We start from the raw sequence: 19059 nt of genomic DNA on the forward strand, positions 1-19059 counted from the left end.
CCCTCACGAACTCACGAAGGAGTCCGCATGGCAGCCAGATCCCGTACGACGCCCTTACGTTCCCGGCCACTTCCGCTCGCGGCGCTCGTAGCGCTGGTGCTCGCGCTGGCGGCGGCCCTGATCGGCGCCCAGACCGGCACGGCGAACGCCGGGAGGACCGGCACCGCACCGGCCGCGAATACCGGCAGCACACCGGCCGCGAGCGGCACGCCGCTGCGCGACGGCACAGGTCTGTATCCGCGGGCCGTCCGCCTGGAGCACAACGGAGCCGCGAACGGCCGGATCCTGGCCTCCGTCGTCACCTTCTCCGGCAACGACGGACTCGGCGCCATTCACGAGAGCACCGACCAGGGCGCGTCGTTCCGCGAGGCCGGCACCGTACGCGACCCGCAGGCGGCCGGCGGCAAGGGACTGTGCTGCGCGACGCTGTACGAACTCCCGCGCGCCATCGGCTCGATGCCCGCCGGCACGCTGCTGTGGGCGGCCTCCGTCGGACAGGACACCCCGGACCGGCGCATGACGCTGCGCGTGTTCAAGAGCAACGACGTGGGCCGCAGCTGGAGTTATCTGTCCACGATCGCCACCGCGCCCAACACCCGCGGTCTGTGGGAGCCGGAGTTCTCCATCGACGCGTCCGGGCAGCTGGTCGCCCACTACTCGGACGAGACCGACCCGGCCCACAGCCAGAAGCTCGTGGCCGCGCGCACCTCCGACGGCGTCAACTGGACGGGCCACCACGACACGATCGCCAGCAACCTCGCCTCCGACCGGCCCGGGATGTCGGTCGTGCGGCGGATGGGGAACGGCACGTACTTCATGTCGTACGAAATCTGCGCGCCCTCCGGGCAGTTCCAGTGCGTCACGCACTACCGCACCTCCGCCGACGGCTGGAACTGGGGCGACCCCGCTCATCTGGGTTTCCGGCCCGAGACGGCCGACGGCAAGTACTTCAAGCACGCCCCGAACCTGGCGTGGGCCCCCGAGCCCGGCAATCCGCGGGGCAAGCTGTTCCTGATCGGTCAGGTCCTGCACCAGCGCGACGGGACCCGCGCGCCCGGCAGCGGCCGCACCGTGTGGACCAACAGCCAGGGCGGCACGGGCGCGTGGCGCGAGATCCAGGCACCGGTCACCGTCGAGTCGACCGTCGTCGACTACTGCCCCAACTACAGCTCAGCCCTGCTGCCCTCCGCCAACGGCAGCCGCCTGCTGGAGATCGCCACCGACTGGGTGGGCGGCGTCTGCCGCCCGTACTTCGCCACCGGCACGGTCCCCGCGTCCCGCTCGCCCCGCGGCTGACGGACTGACCCCGTACCCGGCCACCGCGCCGCCCTGTACCGCTCCGCGCCGACGCGCGGGGCGGTACGGGCGGTTGAGGCGCGGGGCGCTTTCCGTACCTGGCAGGGGCGATTTCTATCCTGTAGACAGAGAATTCCCCCGACCGAGCAGCCGCTGAGGTGAGCGCCACGTGCATGAGGTGCTACGGGCCACGTCCGGCAGCCAGTTGTTCGAGACGACTGCGGCCCCGTACGTGGTGCTCGACAGTGACCTGCGTATCCAGGGGGTCAATCCGGCCTACCTGGATGCCACCGGACGGTCGCGCGACGAACTGCTCGGTGCGTTCATGTTCGACGCGTTCCCCGACAACCCCGAGGACGCCACGGCGGACGGCGTGCGCAATCTCAGTGCTTCCCTGGAGCACACGTTGCGCAGCGGCGTGCCGGACGACATGGGCGTGCAGCGTTACGACATCCCGGACTTGAGCGACCCCGGCACGTTCCGCCGCAAGACGTGGACGCCGGTCAACTCCCCGCTGCTCGACGCGGACGGGCGCGCCGTCGGCGCCCTGCACCACGTCGAGGACGCCACCGCAGTGCGCGATCTCCTCCACGACGTCCAGGGGGCCGGACCGTCGCAGGGTACGGAGCCGCCGGGAGCGCTGCTGCGCCGCGTGATGCTCGCCGCCGCCCGCTTCGAACGTGCCGTCACCGGCGTGGAATCCGCGCGGACCGATGCCCGCGATCTGTCCACCACCGACATCATGCTGCGGGACGCGCTGTGGCACCGGGTTCTGCGGGCCACCCGTCAGGCGCACCCCAACAGCCGCGCGGAAGCGGTGTGTTCGGCCGCGGTCGAGGAACTGCCCACGATCGACGCCGCCGCGATCACCCTGCACGGCACCGACCGGCTGCCGCTCCACCTCGCGGTCAGCTCCGGCACGGCGGGCAGCGCGGAGGAGATCCAGTGGACGGCCGGCGAGGGCCCTTCGACGGCCGCGTACGGCACCGGGGAACCCGTCCTGGTGCCCGACATGGAGCAGTCCGGCGCGCTGTGGCCTTTCTTCACCGACTCCGCGTGGCGGCTCGGCGTCTCGGCGGTCTTCGCGTTCCCGTTACGTTCCGCCACCGCCACGCTCGGCACGCTCACGCTCTACCGCACCCAGCCCGGCGGCGAGCACGCGGACCCGCCCGCCGGCGCGGAGATCTTCGCGGAGATCGCCGCTGCCGTCCTGCTCGCGGACATGGGCTCCGAGATCATCGAGCGGATCCGGGCGACCGCCGACGTCGACGACGTCAACATGGCGATCGGAGTCCTCGCCGCGGTCCGCGGCATCGGCACGCCGGACGCCGCCGCGCTGCTGCGAGCGATGTCGGCACGGCGAAGTCTCCCCCTCGCGGACCTCGCCCGCGAGATCCTCGCCCGCCATCTCCCCGGCCCCGGCGGCCACTTGTGAACCACCGAGGGCCGACGCGCTCTTCGGTACGGGCCGAGGTCAGCCGGCGTGGCTCGGGCCGGTGAGTTCCGGGGTGCCGGGGACCGGTGAGTTTCGGGGGCGGGGCTAGTCCGTACCGGTACGGACCCACGGAAGGACTCCCCTGCCATGAGCGACACGCGTGACGCACAGGCGGACAGCACCGCCGGGATGATCGATTTCGAGCGGCAGACGCGGCTGGTGGCGCGGCTCGCCGGCGAGGTGGACGACAAGCAGCTGGAGGACCCCACCCCGTGCACGGAGATGGCCGTGCGCAATCTGCTGGGGCATCTGGAAGGGCTGGCCACAGCCTTCCGGGACGCGGGGCGCAAGGACTTCGGGCCGACGACAAACACCAGCCCCGGCACCGCGGTGCCGGACGTGGGGCCCGAGTGGCGCGGCACGCTGCCGCTGCGGCTCGCGGAACTGGCCGACGCGTGGCGGAGCCCGGAGGCGTGGCAGGGCGACACCCGCGCGGGCGGCTTCGACCTGCCGGCCGCGGTGGCGGGCCAGGTGGCGATGGACGAACTGGTCCTGCACGGCTGGGACCTGGCGCGCGCCACCGGCCAGCCGTACGCGCCGGACGACGCGACCCTGAACGTCGCGTACGCGATGGTGGCGGCGACCCCCGAAGGGCCGGAGCGCGAGGGCCTGTTCGGCCCGATCGTGCCGGTCCCCGGGGACGCGCCGCTGCTCGACCGCGTGCTGGGGCTCAGCGGGCGCGACCCGGTCTGGACCCCGCGCTAGGGACCCTGCGAAGACCCGCTGTCACACGGCTCGGGAGGCGCGACCACGGGGCGCGGGCGGCCGGTTGAGTTCTGGTATGCAACGTGCGACGCGTCGTGTCCCGGCCGGTCTGCGCGGCGGCACGGCGCCTCGTTATGCGGTCGCAATGTCCCAGGACGGCGACAGATCATGTCGCCGATGGCAGGATGCTCGGCACTCGCCGGTTCCGTGACGGACTCTCCGTCGGTCCGTCGCCACTTGCAGGCCATGGAGGCGTTGTGCCCTCGCAGTCTTCCCGCAGGTCCCGTCCCGCGGTGGTCGCCACCGCCGCTACCGCGATGCTCACCCTGCTCACCGTCTCGGCGTGCACCAGCACGAAGAGCACCGAAAGCGGCGGTGAGGTGCAGCTGGCCCACGAGGGCAAGCTGACGACGTGTACGCATCTCCCGTACCCGCCCTTCCAGTTCCGCGAGGGCAAGAAGATCGTCGGCTTCGACGTCGACCTCGTCGATCTGGTCGCCAAGGATCTGAAGGTCTCGCAGGAGATCGTGGATTCGCCCTTCGAGGGCATCCAGTCCGGTGAGGACCTCAACGCCAACAAGTGCGACGTGGCGGCCGCCGGCATGACGATCACCGACGTACGGGAGAAGAACCTCGACTTCTCCCGCCCCTACTTCGAGGCGACCCAGGCCCTGATCACCAAGAAGGGCGCGGGCTACAAGTCCCTCGCCGCCCTGAAGGGCAAGAAGCTGGGCGTCCAGGAGGGCACGACGGGCGCCGAGTACGCCAAGAAGAAGGCCAAGGGCGCCGAGGCGGTGACCTTCGAGGACCTCGGGCTGCTCCTCACCGCCGTGAAGACCGGCCAGGTCGACGCCGGCATCAACGACAACGGCGTGCTCTACGACTACGTGAAGAAGAACAAGGACACCGAGGTCACCACCGAGTTCAAGACCGGCGAGGAGTACGGCCTGGGCGTCCGCACCGGCAACGACGCGCTCCGCGCCAAGGTCGACGCCACGCTCAAGAAGGCCCAGAAGGACGGGCGTTACGACAAGATCTACAAGAAGTGGTTCGGGACGGAGCCCAAGAAGTGACGCCGTCCGACAACAGCCCGCCCTCCCCCGGCTCCGGTAAGCCGTCCGGTGACGGTGTGCCGGAACGTACCCGCGGCCTCTCACGGCGCCAGCGTGCGCGCGTGGTCCGGGGCGTCCAGTACGCCGTCCTCGTCCTCGTCCTCGCGGTGCTGGCCATGGCGGCGGACTGGGGCGAACTGCGGCGCGCGTTCTTCGATATCGACGTGGCCCGCGCCCAGTTCCCCGATGTCGTCACGACCGCGCTGGTCAACACCGTGCTCTACACGGTGCTCGGCTTCAGCTTCGGTCTGGTGCTGGGCATCGTGCTGGCGCTGATGCGGCTGTCGAAGGCGCCGCCGTACCGCTGGCTGGCCATCGCGTACATCGAGTTCTTCCGCGGGGTGCCGGCACTGCTGGTCTTCATCGCGCTGGGCTTCGGTGTGCCGCTGGCCTTCCAGGTCGCGATCAACCAGTACGTCACCGTGATGCTCGCGCTCGGCCTGGTCGGCGCCGCCTATATGGCCGAGACGATCCGCGCGGGCATCCAGGCGGTGCCCAAGGGGCAGATCGAGGCGGCCTGTTCGCTGGGCATGCCGCAGTCGCGGGCGATGGTGTCCATCGTCATCCCGCAGGCGTTCCGCATCGTGCTCCCGCCGCTGGCGAACGAGCTGATCATGCTCACGAAGGACTCCTCACTGGTGTATCTGCTGGGCCTGGCCATGAGCCAGTACGAACTCGCCAAGTTCGGGCGGAACGGGCTCAATGAGCACCGCAGCCTCACCCCGATCCTCATCGCGGGGCTGTTCTACCTGGCCATCACCCTGCCCCTGGGCCACCTGGTGCGCCGCCTCGAGGCCCGTACGGCAAGGGCCCGGTGAGCGGCGTGAGCGAGACTCCGAAGAGCACGGACGCGATCGGCATCAGCGGTCTGCACAAGTCGTTCGGCACGCTCGAAGTACTCAAGGGCATCGACCTGTCCGTGCGGACGGGCGAGGTCATCTGCGTCATCGGCCCCTCCGGCTCGGGCAAGTCGACCCTGCTGCGGTGCGTGAACCTGCTGGAGGAGCCGACGTCGGGGACGGTCTCCGTCACCGGTACGGAGGTGACGGACCCGGACGTGGACATCGACCGGGTGCGGCGCCGCATCGGCATGGTCTTCCAGTCCTTCAACCTCTTCCCGCACCTGACCGTGCTGGGCAATCTCACCATCGCCCAGCGGCGGGTTCTGGGCCGCAGCACCGCGGAGGCGGAGAAGGTGGCCCGGCACAATCTGGTGCGGGTCGGCCTCACGGACAAGGAGCACGCCTATCCGGCGCAGCTGTCCGGCGGGCAGCAGCAGCGGGTCGCCATCGCGCGGGCGCTGTCCATGGACCCGCAGTTGATGCTCTTCGACGAGCCGACTTCCTCGCTCGACCCGGAGCTGGTGGGCGACGTTCTCGCGGTGATGCGGAAGCTCGCGGACGAGGGTATGACGATGCTCGTCGTCACCCACGAGATGAGCTTCGCCCGCGAGGTCGCGGACCGCGTCGTCTTCATGGACGACGGGCAGATCGTGGAGGAGGGGCCGCCGCAGCAGGTCGTCGGGGACCCGCAGCACGCGCGTACCCGCTCCTTCCTCGCGCGCGTCCTGGACCCGGCGGCGGCCGAACTGCCCGCGGCGGACGACGTGTCGGGCACGTCGGGCACATCCGCCGCGTCCGGTGCGTCCGGCGAGGGGGCGTGACGGGCCCGGCTGCGTAACCGGGGGCGAAACCTGACCGGGCACGGGGCCTGACCGGCGCGTGGAGCCGGTCCGGCCCGGGCGTCCGGTCAGGTGTGGGCGGACGCCGGAGGTGGAACGCCCTTGAGGTGACGTCCTCGACGGCTCTCCCGCCCGTCTCCACGGTCCTGTTCGATCTCTACGGCACGCTCGTCGACATCGAGGTCGACGAGCAGGCGCCCGAACTGTGGCGTGCCCTGTCCTCCCAACTCCTAGGCCACGGCGTCGACTTCACCCCACGGGAGGCGCGGGCGCGCTTCCTGGAACTGTGCGCCGCCGAGCCGGACGAACGCCACGGCTCCGTCCTGCCCTCGGTCTTCGGCAGACTGCTGTCCGGCAACGGTCACCGGGTGAGCGCACACGACGTCGTATCCCTGGCGACGGTCTTCCGCATCATGTCGATACGGAGTCTCAGCGTCCGGCCCTACACGTGGAGTCTGGTGACGCTGCTGCAAAGAGGCGGTATCCGCCTGGGCCTGGTGTCCAACACGGAGTCGGTCCTCTCGAACTTCGACCTCGACGTACTGGGCCTCCGCCCGGCCTTCCAGGCCATCGTCCTCTCCTCCGACCTCCGGCTGGCCAAGCCCGATCCGCGCGTCATGCACAGCGCGCTGCGCCAGCTGCACGCCGATCCCGGCACGACGGTCATGGTGGGCGACTCCTGGGACACCGACATCGTGGGGGCGCGGGTCGCGGGCCTCCGCGCGGTGTATCTGCAGCCGGGTGACACGGCGCCCACGCTCCCGGATTCGGGACGCCCCGGCACCGCGACCGTGTCCGCCAGACCGGAGCTCAAGTCCCTCCTGGACGCGCTGCGCACCCTGGGAGCGCGCATATAGCGCCGCGTTGACCAGTGCCTCGTTGACCAGTGCCGCGTTGCTCAGTGCCGCGTTGGCCAGAGCCGCGTTGACGTCGTGGCTCCCCTTCCGGACCCGGACCCGGTCCGCGTTCAGCCGTGGGCCTCCAGGCCGTTGCGACCCAGTGCCGTCCGGATCTGGCTGAGCCACTCTGTGCCCAGCCGGCGCCCGTCGGGGAGTTGGTCGTCGCGTTCCCAGCGCCACGTGGTGATCATCGCCAGTACGAGGATCCGGCACGTGCGCAGCAAGTCCCGGTCGACGCCCGGATAGTGCTCACCCACGTCTTCGGGTGCGTGGGCGAGGTCGAATTCGACGGGACCGCGGCAACACGTCTCGAGGTCGATGAACAGCAGCCCGTCCGCTGTGGTGAGGAGGTTGCCCGGGTGCGGCTCGCCGTGCAGCAGCTGCTCGGCGCCGCCGCGCTCGCCGATCGCCCGTCCCAGTCTGCGCAACGTGTCGCCGAGCAGCTCCCGGTCCGCGCCGGCCAGTTCCGGAGTGCGGTCGCGGTCCGCCACGAGGTGTCGAGCCTGCTCGACCCGGTCGGTGAAGTGCGGTGTCGGGACGTCGAGTTGGCGCATACCGGCATGCAGCCGCTCCAGCGCGCCGGCGTAGTCGGCCGGGGGGATCTCCCGGTGCGTCAAGGGTTCGTAGAAGGTCCACAGCGTGATGTCGAAGCCGTCGCGCTCATGGACGCGTGGCTCCACGCGAGGTTCGAGAGCGGCCACCGGGCACCCGGACGCGGCGAGCCGCTGAGCGAGCTCGACTTCGAACTGTGCGACCTGATGCGCCACAGGTGCCACCCGGGCCACGACGTCGCAGGGCAGCAGACGCAGAGTGAGCTTGTTCGAGTCGTGCAGAACGGTCGCGTCGTCGGCTGTCAGGCCGAGTGCCGAGGCGGTCGACATGGCCGCGGCCACCGCGCGCCGGACCTCTGTCGCCTGCATCCCCGGCCGACCCCTCTCTTGTGCGCTGCCGTCACTCCCCCGGCCTGCGCACCGTACCAAGGCGCCGGCAGAGCGCCGCGGTGCCGCGACAGGGCCGGTGGCGGGCGGGGGCGGACGGTTGCAGGGGGGCGGAGAGTTACGCCGGGGAGGGAAGCGAACGTCCGGGTGCCGCTGATGCATCGGGCCCATTGGGCCGGCCGGGCGGGCGGTGCCCTTGCGTCCGCTGTGCGGCCTGGGCTTCGCTCCCCTGGCACGTCCCGGTCGGGACGCGCAGGGAGGGGATCATGTCCGGACACCCGCGCACCGCGACCGGTGCGGTGCTCGCCGCCGCCTGTGCCGCCGCAGTTCTCGTACCGGTCCAGTCGTCGGCCGCCGAGCAGAGACCGGCGCCGCCGCGTACCGAGCGGCTGAGCGTCACGGCCGACGGCAAGCAGGGCGAGGAGGGGGCCGCCGCGCAGCCGGCGCTCAGCGCCAACGGACGCTACGCGGCCTTCCCTTCGTACAGCAGGCTGCGGGGCGAGACGGAGCGCGTACAGCGCATCTACGTACGCGATCTGCGGACCGGGAAGCTGGACACGGCGAGCGTGACCGACGGCGGGAAGGACACGGGCGGCATCGATCCGGGCATCAGCGCCGACGGCCGCTACGTCACATGGGCGAGCCGCGCGGACAACATCGTGGCCGGGGACACCAACGGCTCGTACGACATCTTCGTGCGCGACCGGAAGAAGGGGACCACCGTCCGCGCGAGCGTCACCGCGCAGAGTGCTCAACGTCCCCCGCGCGACCTCTCGTTCGACCCGGTGATCAGCGCGGACGGCCGGTACGTGGCCTTCTACTCGCAGGCGAGCGACCTGGTGCCCGGGGACACGAACCAGCGCGTCGACATCTTCGTGCACGACCTGCGCCGGCACACCACCGAGCGGGTGTCCGTCAGCGGCGACGGCGCGCAGCTCGACGCGAACTCCTGGGAGCCGACGGTCAGCGACAACGGGCGGTACGTCGGCTTCACCTCCCGCACCGTCGACCCGGACACCGGCAACCCTGTGAGCACGATCCTCGTCCGCGACCGGCGCACGGGCACGACGAAGCAGGAAGTCCAGGGGGCCGAGGAACCGGCGCTCAGCGGCGACGGCCGGCACCTGGCCTACCTCGTGCACGACACCGTCTCCCCCTGGCAGAGCCGGGCGCACGTACGCGAACGGGCGTCGGGGAAGGACGTGGTGGCCACCGTGGGCTTCGACGGTACGGCGGCCGACGCGAGTTCGACCTCGCCGGTGCTCAACCGCACCGGCCGCTATCTCGCCTTCACCTCGTACGCCTCGAACCTGGTGCCGGGTGACACGAACGGGGAGGGCGACGTGTTCGTCCGCGACCTGCGCCGCGGCGTCACCGAACGCGCCAGTGTCCGCGCCGACGGGAGCCAGGCGGCCGGCCAGTCCCTGTGGAAGGCCTCGCTCGACGGTGCGGGCCGGCAGGTGGCCTTCTCCTCCCTGGCCACCGACCTGGTGCCGGACGACACGAACGACGCCAACGACGTCTTCCTGCGCCACCTGCGCTGACCCGGCGGCCGGGGCCCGTACGAGTGCCGTACGGGCCCGGCGGCCGCGAACCAACTCCCCTCACCGGGCGGCCACATGGCGGTGCGGCACCCCGGTAGCCGCCCTGTCAGGCCCTCGGTGCGGGCCGGTACCCGTGGAGGGTGGCCGAGGGTGGTTCGCCGTAGCGCTCCCGGTAGGCGGCGGCGAAGCGGCTCAGGTGGGTGAAGCCCCAGCGGTGTGCGACACCGGTGACCGTGGTCTCGCCCGGCTCGGACCCGCGCAGCTCTTCGTGGACGCGCGCCATCCGTACCCGGCGCAGGTAGGTCATCGGCGGCATGCCGATGTGCCGTCGGAAGCCCTCCTGCAGCTGCCGTACGCCGACTCCGGCGGTCTCCGAGAGCGAGTTGACGGTGAAGGGCTGCTCCGGATGTGCCTCCATGGCGTCCACCGCACGTTTGACGGGGGCCGGACGGCACGGTGCCACCGGTCTCGACAGGGCTTCCTGGTCGGGGTGTTGGGCCGCCAGGAGCAGCCCGGTCAGCAGAGTCTCGTGCAGCCGTTCGGCGACCAGCGGCTGATGGGCCAGCCCGTGCGGACTGTGCGCCTCGGCGGCGATCGTCCGTACCAGAGCGCCCCAACTGCGCCCGGGGCCGCGCGAGATGTCCATGACGGGCCCGAACTGCACGGGCCGTCGGATCGGCGCGTCCAGCAACCGCTCCAACTGGTCCTCCAGAGCGGCCCGTTCGATCTTCACGGCGAGGAGGCCGCAGTCACCGCCCCACCGGTCCAGGACCGTCTCGCGCTGCGGGTGCAGGACCGCCGCCCGCTGGGCGGAGGCCAGCGTCGGCGGGCGGCGGCCCTGGTGCCACTCCAGGGTGCCGGACAGCGGTACGTCGACGTGGTACGCGCCCAGTTCCCCGAACCGCATGCGGATGTCCTCGCCGAAGGACAGGTCTCCGATGGTGATCCCGGACAGCTTCGTGACCGCGAAGCGGCCGTCGATGACGGCCGCGGGCCGCAGGAGTTCGGAGGTGTGCGGGTAGTAGTTCCGGTCGATGACGAGGCGGGCCTCGTCCAGATCGGCGGTGCGGAACCGCAGCGGCCGGGTGAACTCGGCCCGGAGCGCGGGCGTCTGCGTCATGGCCGGCCCCCCTTCACAGTGCGGTGGGCCGCTCGTCCTCCTGGGGAGCGGACCGCGCCGTGCCCCGGCCCTCCCGGTAGCGCAGGGCCGTATGACTGTGCCTTTCCGACCGTAATCGCCGTGTCCTGCTTGTGAGATGACTTTGCACGATCGGTTCTGACCGACTTGATGCGCTTCCTGTTCGGCTGAACTGCTGTTCTGTCAAGCCGTCGCGTACACGCCGTGCCGGATCCTTCCGCCGAACCCGCTGCGTTCTGCGGCTCACCGGCCGCGCGAAGCGGACAGCGCGCGGCCCCGCCACCCTCTACCTTCTGGACACGGCTCGTTCCCGGGCCGTCGCCGGCGTCCTGCTCGGCTGCCGTACGGGCCGCAGCGGCCGCCGAGCTGTGAAGGTTCCCGACATGGCCGACTCCGCGCGTTCCTCCGACGACAACGGCGACGGATCGGCAGACGACACCCCGCCCCTGCTCGGCCCGGAGCTGGAGAACGCCCTGACCGCGCTGGCCCGTTGGGTCACGGCGGGCGTGGGGCGCGGCACGCACGCGGCACTGGATCTCACTCCGCGCGGGCAGTGGCTGGCGACCCTCGGCAGCGACCCGCTGGCGCACACGGTCACCGGGCTGCAATACGGCTGCCGCCAGGGCCCGGCCCTGGAGGGCGGAGCCGACCGCTACGTCGCCGACCTGTCCGCGGACGGGCGCTGGCCGCTCTTCGCCGCGGGAGGGGCGGAGCTGGGCATCCGCGCCCTGATGACGGCGCCGCTGACCGAGCCCGACGGCAGGGTCATGGGCCAACTCGCCCTGTACGCCCGGCAGTCCGACCCGTACGACGCGGTGACCCGGACCCGCGTGCGTACCCTCGCGGACTGGCTGTCCTCGACCATCACCATGCTCCTCACCTCGGCCTTTCCGCCCGGCGACCCCGTACCCGACACCTACGGCGCGCTGGCCGACCGCGTCCTCGTCGAGCAGGCGGTGGGCGTCCTGATGACCTGGCGCGGCTGTGACGCGCGGACCGCGCGCACCATCCTGCGCCGGGACGCGCTGCGCCGCGGCGCCACGGTGCGCGCGACGGCCGTCACGATCCTCGCCGGCGTCGGAAAGCCCCCGGACCCCGGAGGCTCCGGGGACCCCACCTGACGGGGGCTCACATCACGGCGTCGGTCTGCAGGGGGCCTGCCGTGATGCGGAGGGTGCGGACGCGGAGGGGCTCTTCGCCGGCAAGGTAGAAGATGTGCATGAAGGGCGCACGCACGACCCGTTCGGGTTCGTCCTTCCTGGCCATGGTGGCCTCGCCGCGCAGCAGGCAGACACCGTCCGCGTTCCAGAACTCCAGGACCTCGTGGCGGATGTCGAGCGGCTCGTCGATCTTGACGAAGAACTTCTTGATGGCCTCGGCCCCGTGCACGTGTTCGGTGCCGAAATACATGTCGGTTTCCTCGGTGAGGGGTGCGAACCCGTCCCCGAAGTCCAGGGTGTCGATGGCGTCCATGAACGCCCGGACCCAGTCGGGTACGGGCGCCGCCTGCGCGGTGTGCGGCAGGGCGTCTCCACGGTCCGGCACTGCTGCTCCTCTTCCGGTGGCGAGTTGTTGCCGGTGCGAACACCGGCCCTGGGGCCGGGATTCCCGCAAAAACGCCGTGCGCCGTCTAGCACCTCGCGTCGCTTCCTGTCCGTCGGTCGCCGCAAGTTCCCCCACAGGGATGAGTGTCCTTTCACGGCCGCCCGACGGCGACTAGCGTCGGAGGCATTCGGCGTGGTCAGGCAGCGGCCCGTCCTCGGAAGCCACGACTGTCCCGGAGCGCTGCCATGCCTGTGCGGTCCCACCGCATCACCGCCCCTCGCGTGATCACCGTGTGCGAGGTGATCGACCTCAGCAACGCCGACCGCATCGCCCGCGATCTCGCCCGCCCGCTCGTCGAGCGCACCGCACACGTGGTGATCGTCGACCTGCACGCCACGCTGCTCACCGTGACCGGCGTCGGCGTCCTGGAACGTACTCAACGACTCGCCGACCGCCTGGGTTTGCGGCTGCGGATCGTCGCGGGTCTCCCGCTGGCCCGCAAGGTCCTCCGCCTCACCGGAGCCGACGACACCCTGGACGTCCACCCCGACCTGCCCTCGGCGCTGCGCGCGTCCGGGTCACCGTTGCGGTGACCGAGGGCCCCTCATCAACAACTGCTCCCGCGAAAAGGGGTGGAGGCCCGGCGGGCTTCCCGGCATGCTGTGCCCATGCTGATCAGGGAAGCCAACGCCGAGGACTGGTCGGCCATCTGGCCCTTCTTCCACGAGATCGTCGCCGCGGGCGACACCTTCGCCTACCCGCTCGACCTCACCGCGGAGCAGGGCCGCGACTGGTGGCTCCTGCCGGCCCCGAACCGTACGGTCGTCGCGGTCGACGACGCCGGATCGGTCCTGGGCACGGCGAAGATGAACAACAACCACATGGGCAACGGCGCGCATATCGCGACCGCCAGCTACATGGTCGACCCGGCGCACTCCGGGCGCGGCGTGGGCCGTGCGCTGTGCGAGCACTCCCTGGCGTGGGCGCGCGGGGCGGGCTTCCGGGCGATGCAGTTCAACGCGGTCGTCGAGACCAACGTGCACGCGGTGGCCCTCTACCGTGCCCTCGGCTTCGAGATCCTGGGCACGGTGCCCGAAGGCTTCCACCACCCGGCGAAGGGCTACGTGGGGCTGCACATCATGCACCGCGCCCTCTGAGCCGCGCCGCGTCTACCGTGCTCCGGGCTCCAGGGAGTCGGCGGCGGGCAGGGGGCCGAAGACCGCGGCGGCGGCGTGACGTTGGACTCGTTCCTCGTCCGCCGTGGTCCACCGGGCGACGTGTGCCAGCGCGTCGAACTCGCGGCCGAGAGTGGTCGCCGACGTGGTGCGTGTGTCCGTGCTGACGGTGACCGGCACCTCCTGCGCCAGCAGCGGCGTGGCGGGGTGGGCGGCGAGGCTGGATACGGCACCGGTCTGCACGTTGCTCGTGGGGCACATCTCCAGCGCGATGCGGTCGCGCCGGATCCGCTCCAGCAGGGCCTTGTCGCCGGTGCAGCGCACGCCGTGTCCGATGCGCCGGGCGCCGAGCACGTCGAGGGCCTCCCACATGCTGTCGGGGCCGGCTGCTTCTCCGGCGTGCACGGTGACGGGGAGCCCGCCGGCGTGCGCGAGGTCGAAGGCGGGGCGGTGCGGCGTACCGGTGTACAGGTACTCGTCGCCGGCGAGGTCGAGTCCGGCCACCATTTCGCGGTGGCGCAGGGCGGTTTCGGCGACGGCGAGGCTCACGTCGGGGCTCTGGTGCCGCAGACAGCACAGCAGCAGTCCGGTACGTACGCCGGTGGTGTTCCGGCCGGCGGCGAGTCCGCCGGCGACCGCCTCGACGGCGTCGTCCAGGCTCATGCCCCGCAGCCCGTGCAGCTGAGGGGCGAAGCGGACTTCGCCGTGGACGACGCCGTCCGCGGCCCAGTCCTCGACGAGTTCGCACGCGGCGCGGGCAAGTGCGTCGGGGGTCTGGAGGAGGTGCAGGGGCAGATCCATGTAGGGCAGGAACCGCGTCAGGCTGCCGCAGTCGGCCGGCGCCACGACGAGTTCCTCCACCGGCCGCGACAGCTCCACTCCCTGCCCGTCGGCGAGGTCGCGGAGGGTGTCCGGACGTACGGATCCGTCGAGGTGGCAGTGCAGTTCATAACGCGCCACGGTCGTGGTGGTGCGGTGCGCGCTCATACGTCCTCTCGGCGGTGCGGCCCCGGCCCTGTCGGCCCCGGGCGGGCGCGGGCTCCGGGTACGGGCCCGTCTCCCCGTTCCCGGCGCGCAATCCTAACGATCACTCTCGGGCTCCGCGCGGGCCCGGCCGAACGTGACACGAACGCGCCGCGCCCCCGCCCGAGTTGATGTCGGGCGGGGGCGCGGCGTGGTGACCTGGTCAGTCGTTGACGCAGGTGTTGCCGAAGGCCGGGTTGAGCAGGCCGACGACGTTGACGGTGTTGCCGCAGGCGTTGACCGGGATGTGCACCGGAACCTGGACGTTGTTGCCCGAGAGGACGCCGGGCGAACCGACGGCGGCACCCTGCGCTCCGGAGTCGGCGGAGGCGGCGCCGGCGGCACCGAGAACGGCGGCGGCGGCGAACGCGGCAGCGGCGAGGGAGGTACGAATGCGCATGAAGTGCTCCTTCAGATGAGAGTGAACGCAGACAAAGTACTCATCACTTCGCTCCCAAAAACCCGAACAGCCCCGTATCGGCCCTTACTTCACACGACCGAGTGGTACCGGAGCACTGCCCGCATCCTCGTGCGCTCTCACGGCCGGACACACGGCAGGCACGGCCCGCCCCGCCCGGCGCACTGCCCCCGGCCGGTCCCTCCCCGCAAGGAGGACAGCATGCCGCCCCACCGCGTACGCCCCGGTCAGCCCCGCCCCCGACGCCGCGCCAGAAACAGCAGCCCGAACCCGAGTCCCCCCAGCACCACGGCAGCGACGGCGGCCACAACGGCGGGCAATCCCGTGCCGGCCAGGGGTGGCCGGGGCGGCGCCGGCGGAGTCCGACATTCCGTGCTCCTCCTTCAGTGGGCACCGATTCGGCCGCCTGCATGTGTCTCGCGCCCGCCACGGGCGGCGGCGCCCCGCCTTGCGTGGGTGCGCCCCCCATACGGGCGGATTTCCGCTACCTCTCCTCGTGCGCGTCGTTCTCAGGGGCGTTGGGTCCGTACGCCGATGGCCTGGAGAGACGATGCGCAGGAAGCTTCCGACCACGTTCGCCGCGCTGGCGTTCGCCGCCACTGGTGCCCTGGGCGGCACGCTCACCGCGGCCGGGTCCGCCGCGGCCGACGGGTCCGGGACGGGGGCCGCGGCGCCGACGCTCCGGGACCAGGCGGACGTGATCATGAATCTGACGTACGGGGCTTTCGCGCGGACCCCGCACATCACGCCGTTCAACTGGACGACCGACGGCTGCTCCGTGCCGTCCGGCTTCACCCCGTACAGCAAGGTGTTCAAGCCGGCCTGTGTGCTGCACGACTTCGGGTACCGCAATTACGGCGGCAATCACGAGCTGAAGCTCAGTCCGGAGCGCGAGACCAAGAACTGGATCGACGGGCGGTTCCGTACGGAGATGAAGCGGATCTGCGACGACCGGTACAACACGCCGCTGCGTCACCGGGGTTGCCTCACCGCGGCCGCCGCGTACTACGAGGCCGTCAACAAGAGCCCGCTGGCGGACAGGGCCTTCTTCTAGAGCGGGGAGCCCCGACGCCTCTCGGGCCACGCTCCGCCCCTCGCCCCGTGACATGCGTACGTACGCCACGGGGCGAGCGCGTGCCCCTCATACGGCTCGCGCACCTGCCGCGGTCTCGGCGAGGAGGCCGGCGATGAGGGCCGTGCGGGTGGGGACGTGGTCGAGGAGGAGGTGTTCGTGGCGGGCGTGCGCGCCGCCGCCGACCGCGCCGAGACCGTCGAGCACGGGCCGTCCGAGGGCCGCGACGAAGTTGCCGTCGCTGGCGCCGCCCACGGCCGTCTCCCGCAGATTCAGGCCGAGTTGGGCCGAGACGGCGGCGGCGCTGCGGAAGAGCTGTTCCGAGGCGGGGTTGGGGACCATGGGCGGACGGTTCCAGCCGCCGGTGACGGTGACGCGTACGCGCGGGTCGGAGGGGGTCAGCTCCCCCAACGCCGCGTCGAGCCGGACCATTTCGGCGGGTTCGGAGATGCGGATGTCGATGCCGCAGCGGGCCTGCCCGGCGACGACGTTCCGGCCGGTGCCGCCGCTGATGACGCCGACGTTGACCGTCGTGCCGATGTCGGGTGCGGCGAGTGAGGTGACGGTGGGGACCAGTTCGGCGAGGGCGTGGACGGCGCTGGCGCCCTTGTCGGGGTCGAGGCCGGCGTGCGCTTCGACGCCGTCGACGGAGATGTCGTAGAGGCCGACGCCCTTGCGGGAGGTCTTGAGTGCCCCGTCGGGCCCGGACGCCTCGCAGACGAGGGTCGCCGCGGCGTCCTCGCTGAGCCGCTCGATGTACGGGCGGGAGGCGGGGCTGCCGATCTCCTCGTCGCCGTTCAGCAGCAGCCGCACCGTCGGCCGGGGAAGGTCGAGTTCGCGCAGGATGCCGAGCGCCCAAACGGCCTGTACGAGACCGGACTTCATGTCGAACACGCCGGGCCCGCCGACCCGCCCGTCGGCGACTTCGAACGGCCACTCGGCGAGGGTGCCGGCCGGCCACACGGTGTCGTAGTGGCACAGGATGAGGACCGTGGCGGGGGCGGTGCCGCGATACACGAGTTCGAGCATGTCGCCGTGCGGGCCGCCGTCGTACCGGCGCGACTCGTCCGGGCGGCCGAGGCGCTGTTCCGTCCAGGCCTCGATGGCGGCGAGGCCGGTGTTGAGCAGGTCCTTGTCGTCGCTGGGGGTCTCCAGCTCCACAAGGGTCCTGAGGTCGCCGGTGAGTTCGGGCAGCGCTTCGCGGACCCGGGTTTCGACGGCGGCGATGTCACTGAGTTCGTACGGGGGCACGGTGCGGGTCTCCTCAAGCAGGGGGGCCGGGTGTTGGAGGGCGGGGGCGGCTCCGGTCAGCGGACGGACGCGCCGGGGCCGAGCGGGATGCCGAGCGCCCACCAGGCGTAGAACAGCAGCGTCCAGGCCACGAGCATCACCAGGCACAGCGGCAGGGTCAGCGACATCAGGGTGCCGATGCCGGCGGAGCGCCGGTAGCGCTGCACGATGCCGAGGGCGAGGACGAAGTAGGCGCTCATCGGGGTGACGGCGTTGGTGCACGAGTCGGCGATGCGGTAGACGGCCTGGGTCGCCTCGGGCGGCACGTCGAGCAGCATGAGCATCGGCACGAACACCGGCCCGACCAGGGCCCATTGGGCGGATCCGCTGGTCACCAGCAGGTTGATGACCGTGCAGGAGGCGAGGATGCCCAGGAAGGCGACCGGTCCGGTGATGCCGGCGCTCTTGAGGAGTTCGGCGCCGCGGATGGCCATGACCTCGCCGACGCCGGTCCATTTGAAGTAGGCGAGGAACTGGGCGATGGCGAAGAACAGCACCAGCACGGGTGCCATCTCGCGCAGGCCCTGCGCCATGAAGTCGGGGATGTCGCGGCCGCGGCGTACGGTGCCCACGGTGCGGCCGTAGGCGGTGCCCACGATCCCGAAGAGCACGGCGAGGACGAACGCGATGCCGGTCAGTACGGGCGAGTCGACGATGCCGCCGCCCTTGCCGCGCAGCGGGGACCCGGTGGGGATCATGGCGGCGACCAGGACCGCGGCGGAGACGAGCAGGGCGAGGCCCGCGTTGCGCAGTCCGCGGCGCTCGTCGGCACGCAGGGAGAGGTCGCCGGCGTCCTGTCCGGTGCCGTCCTCGGGCCCCTCCCCCGGCTCGGGCTCCTCGGGCATCGCCGCGACCCGCTTGGCCAGCACCTTCTCCGTGACGAAGGTGATCACCGCGGCGAGCACCACGGACGAGGCGATGGAGAAGAAGTAGTTGGACAGCGGGGTGACGACGTACTGCGGGTCCACGGTGTGCGCGGCGGCGGTGGTGAGGCCGGAGAGCACGGCGTCGGTGGGGGTGATGAGCGGGCTCGCGTCGTAGCCGGCGGAGACCGAGACGAAGGCGACGACCACACCGAGGACGGGGCTGCGGCCGACCGCTTTGAAGGCCATGCCGCCGAGCGGGACGAGGACGACGTACGCGGCGTCGGAGGCGACGTGCGCGACCATCGCCGTGAAGGAGAGGGTGAAGGTGAGCCAGCGGGCGGGGACCCGTGCGACGCCGGCCCGGAGCATCGCGGTGAGCATGCCCGATCTGTCGGCGACGGCGACGCCCAGCATGACCACGAGGATCGTGCCCAGCGGCGGGAACGTGGCGTAGTTCTCGACGGCGTCCTCGATGACCATCTGGATGCCGTCGACCGAGAGCAGGCTCTGGACGGCGACGGTCTTGCCGCTGGCGGGCGAGACCGCGGACACTCCCGCGGAGGCCAGGGCCCAGCTGGCGGCGGCGAGTACGCCACTGAGGATGACGAACAGCCAGAAGGGATGGGGCAGTTTGTTGCCGAGCTTCTCGATGTGGGCCAGCAGGCGCAGCACTCCGGAGAGGGAGCGGGACGGGGGTGACTGGCGCGGTGCCTCGTGCTCGGTGTGAGTGGGAGTCATCCGGGGGCCTTCCTGATGCGGGGCCGCGTCGTCCCCCCATTAGCAACCTCGTAACGTGATCGTGCACGTAAAATGCTTGTTTCGCTTGTTTCATTCAACTCGTCGCCGATGGTGCTAGGTTCAT

Annotated in this window: 19 protein-coding genes; 12 read left to right on the forward strand and 7 right to left on the reverse strand. The window is 71.4% G+C overall.

The genetic code is table 11. The features are described from left to right. Positions 1–27 precede the first annotated feature (27 nt). The 7 genes from AC3AGO_RS00965 (at position 28) to AC3AGO_RS00995 (ending at position 7146) form a co-directional block, all read left to right on the forward strand. Complete coding sequence (locus AC3AGO_RS00965; protein WP_487818134.1) at positions 28–1296, forward strand: exo-alpha-sialidase; 1269 nt, start codon at positions 28–30, stop codon at positions 1294–1296. A 169-nt stretch (positions 1297–1465) separates the two neighbouring features. Beyond that, entirely contained in the window at positions 1466–2731 is a 1266-nt protein-coding gene (locus AC3AGO_RS00970) for an ANTAR domain-containing protein (protein ID WP_487818135.1), read from the forward strand. A 147-nt stretch (positions 2732–2878) separates the two neighbouring features. After that, positions 2879–3496: a TIGR03086 family metal-binding protein gene (locus AC3AGO_RS00975; protein ID WP_487818136.1), complete on the forward strand. Its 618-nt coding sequence runs from the start codon at positions 2879–2881 to the stop codon at positions 3494–3496. A gap of 317 nt (positions 3497–3813) precedes the next feature. Further along, a complete protein-coding gene (locus tag AC3AGO_RS00980) occupies positions 3814–4569 on the forward strand; it encodes an ABC transporter substrate-binding protein (protein WP_487824503.1) in 756 nt (251 codons plus the stop codon). A gap of 101 nt (positions 4570–4670) precedes the next feature. After that, positions 4671–5426 carry an amino acid ABC transporter permease gene (locus tag AC3AGO_RS00985; RefSeq protein ID WP_487818137.1) on the forward strand — a complete coding sequence of 252 codons (756 nt, stop codon included), beginning with the start codon at positions 4671–4673 and terminating at the stop codon, positions 5424–5426. Positions 5427–5431: 5 nt separating this feature from the next. Continuing rightward, a complete protein-coding gene (locus tag AC3AGO_RS00990) occupies positions 5432–6271 on the forward strand; it encodes an amino acid ABC transporter ATP-binding protein (protein ID WP_487818138.1) in 840 nt (279 codons plus the stop codon). A 125-nt stretch (positions 6272–6396) separates the two neighbouring features. Continuing rightward, positions 6397–7146: an HAD family hydrolase gene (locus AC3AGO_RS00995; RefSeq protein ID WP_487818139.1), complete on the forward strand. Its 750-nt coding sequence runs from the start codon at positions 6397–6399 to the stop codon at positions 7144–7146. Positions 7147–7256: 110 nt separating this feature from the next. On the opposite strand, the gene AC3AGO_RS01000 is transcribed toward AC3AGO_RS00995, so the two are convergent. Further along, entirely contained in the window at positions 7257–8108 is an 852-nt protein-coding gene (locus tag AC3AGO_RS01000) for a phosphotransferase (protein WP_487818140.1), read from the reverse strand. A 284-nt stretch (positions 8109–8392) separates the two neighbouring features. Between AC3AGO_RS01000 and AC3AGO_RS01005 the strand changes: the two genes are divergently transcribed. After that, entirely contained in the window at positions 8393–9670 is a 1278-nt protein-coding gene (locus tag AC3AGO_RS01005; protein ID WP_487818141.1) for a TolB family protein, read from the forward strand. Positions 9671–9776: 106 nt separating this feature from the next. Here AC3AGO_RS01005 and AC3AGO_RS01010 read toward each other — a convergent pair whose 3' ends face one another. Continuing rightward, positions 9777–10790: an AraC family transcriptional regulator gene (locus tag AC3AGO_RS01010; protein ID WP_487818142.1), complete on the reverse strand. Its 1014-nt coding sequence runs from the start codon at positions 10788–10790 to the stop codon at positions 9777–9779. Between the two features lie 401 nt (positions 10791–11191). Between AC3AGO_RS01010 and AC3AGO_RS01015 the strand changes: the two genes are divergently transcribed. Next, on the forward strand, positions 11192–11929 hold the full coding sequence (locus tag AC3AGO_RS01015) for a GAF and ANTAR domain-containing protein (protein WP_487818143.1): 738 nt from the start codon (positions 11192–11194) through the stop codon (positions 11927–11929). 7 nt (positions 11930–11936) lie between these two features. Here AC3AGO_RS01015 and AC3AGO_RS01020 read toward each other — a convergent pair whose 3' ends face one another. Next, positions 11937–12281: a nuclear transport factor 2 family protein gene (locus AC3AGO_RS01020; RefSeq protein WP_487824504.1), complete on the reverse strand. Its 345-nt coding sequence runs from the start codon at positions 12279–12281 to the stop codon at positions 11937–11939. 317 nt (positions 12282–12598) lie between these two features. Between AC3AGO_RS01020 and AC3AGO_RS01025 the strand changes: the two genes are divergently transcribed. After that, positions 12599–12946: an STAS domain-containing protein gene (locus tag AC3AGO_RS01025; protein WP_487818144.1), complete on the forward strand. Its 348-nt coding sequence runs from the start codon at positions 12599–12601 to the stop codon at positions 12944–12946. A 75-nt stretch (positions 12947–13021) separates the two neighbouring features. Next, positions 13022–13510: an N-acetyltransferase family protein gene (locus AC3AGO_RS01030; RefSeq protein WP_487818145.1), complete on the forward strand. Its 489-nt coding sequence runs from the start codon at positions 13022–13024 to the stop codon at positions 13508–13510. 12 nt (positions 13511–13522) lie between these two features. On the opposite strand, the gene add is transcribed toward AC3AGO_RS01030, so the two are convergent. Beyond that, on the reverse strand, positions 13523–14515 hold the full coding sequence (gene add / locus AC3AGO_RS01035) for an adenosine deaminase (RefSeq protein WP_487818146.1): 993 nt from the start codon (positions 14513–14515) through the stop codon (positions 13523–13525). A 199-nt stretch (positions 14516–14714) separates the two neighbouring features. Then, positions 14715–14951 carry a chaplin gene (locus AC3AGO_RS01040; protein WP_487818147.1) on the reverse strand — a complete coding sequence of 79 codons (237 nt, stop codon included), beginning with the start codon at positions 14949–14951 and terminating at the stop codon, positions 14715–14717. A gap of 568 nt (positions 14952–15519) precedes the next feature. Here AC3AGO_RS01040 and AC3AGO_RS01045 point away from each other — a divergent pair. Further along, positions 15520–16023, forward strand: a complete 504-nt coding sequence (locus AC3AGO_RS01045; protein ID WP_487818148.1) for a phospholipase A2 — start codon at positions 15520–15522, stop codon at positions 16021–16023. Positions 16024–16110: 87 nt separating this feature from the next. Here AC3AGO_RS01045 and AC3AGO_RS01050 read toward each other — a convergent pair whose 3' ends face one another. Further along, entirely contained in the window at positions 16111–17292 is a 1182-nt protein-coding gene (locus tag AC3AGO_RS01050; protein WP_487818149.1) for a M20 family metallopeptidase, read from the reverse strand. Positions 17293–17348: 56 nt separating this feature from the next. Further along, complete coding sequence (locus tag AC3AGO_RS01055; RefSeq protein ID WP_487818150.1) at positions 17349–18935, reverse strand: AbgT family transporter; 1587 nt, start codon at positions 18933–18935, stop codon at positions 17349–17351. Positions 18936–19059: the final 124 nt, after the last annotated feature.

Source organism: Streptomyces sp. BL1, from assembly GCF_057628045.1.

Bases quoted from the DNA above. Each gene is read 5' to 3' on its own strand.
- AC3AGO_RS00975 (WP_487818136.1), top strand. From the start codon at position 2,879: ATGAGCGACACGCGTGACGCACAGGCGGACAGCACCGCCGGGATGATC.
- AC3AGO_RS01020 (WP_487824504.1), bottom strand. From the start codon at position 12,281: ATGGACGCCATCGACACCCTGGACTTCGGGGACGGGTTCGCACCCCTC.
- AC3AGO_RS00965 (WP_487818134.1), top strand. From the start codon at position 28: ATGGCAGCCAGATCCCGTACGACGCCCTTACGTTCCCGGCCACTTCCG.
- AC3AGO_RS01015 (WP_487818143.1), top strand. From the start codon at position 11,192: ATGGCCGACTCCGCGCGTTCCTCCGACGACAACGGCGACGGATCGGCA.
- AC3AGO_RS01055 (WP_487818150.1), bottom strand. From the start codon at position 18,935: ATGACTCCCACTCACACCGAGCACGAGGCACCGCGCCAGTCACCCCCG.
- AC3AGO_RS01000 (WP_487818140.1), bottom strand. From the start codon at position 8,108: ATGCAGGCGACAGAGGTCCGGCGCGCGGTGGCCGCGGCCATGTCGACC.
- AC3AGO_RS01005 (WP_487818141.1), top strand. From the start codon at position 8,393: ATGTCCGGACACCCGCGCACCGCGACCGGTGCGGTGCTCGCCGCCGCC.
- AC3AGO_RS01010 (WP_487818142.1), bottom strand. From the start codon at position 10,790: ATGACGCAGACGCCCGCGCTCCGGGCCGAGTTCACCCGGCCGCTGCGG.
- AC3AGO_RS00980 (WP_487824503.1), top strand. From the start codon at position 3,814: ATGCTCACCCTGCTCACCGTCTCGGCGTGCACCAGCACGAAGAGCACC.
- AC3AGO_RS01025 (WP_487818144.1), top strand. From the start codon at position 12,599: ATGCCTGTGCGGTCCCACCGCATCACCGCCCCTCGCGTGATCACCGTG.
- AC3AGO_RS01030 (WP_487818145.1), top strand. From the start codon at position 13,022: ATGCTGATCAGGGAAGCCAACGCCGAGGACTGGTCGGCCATCTGGCCC.
- add (WP_487818146.1), bottom strand. From the start codon at position 14,515: ATGAGCGCGCACCGCACCACCACGACCGTGGCGCGTTATGAACTGCAC.
- AC3AGO_RS01040 (WP_487818147.1), bottom strand. From the start codon at position 14,951: ATGCGCATTCGTACCTCCCTCGCCGCTGCCGCGTTCGCCGCCGCCGCC.
- AC3AGO_RS01045 (WP_487818148.1), top strand. From the start codon at position 15,520: ATGCGCAGGAAGCTTCCGACCACGTTCGCCGCGCTGGCGTTCGCCGCC.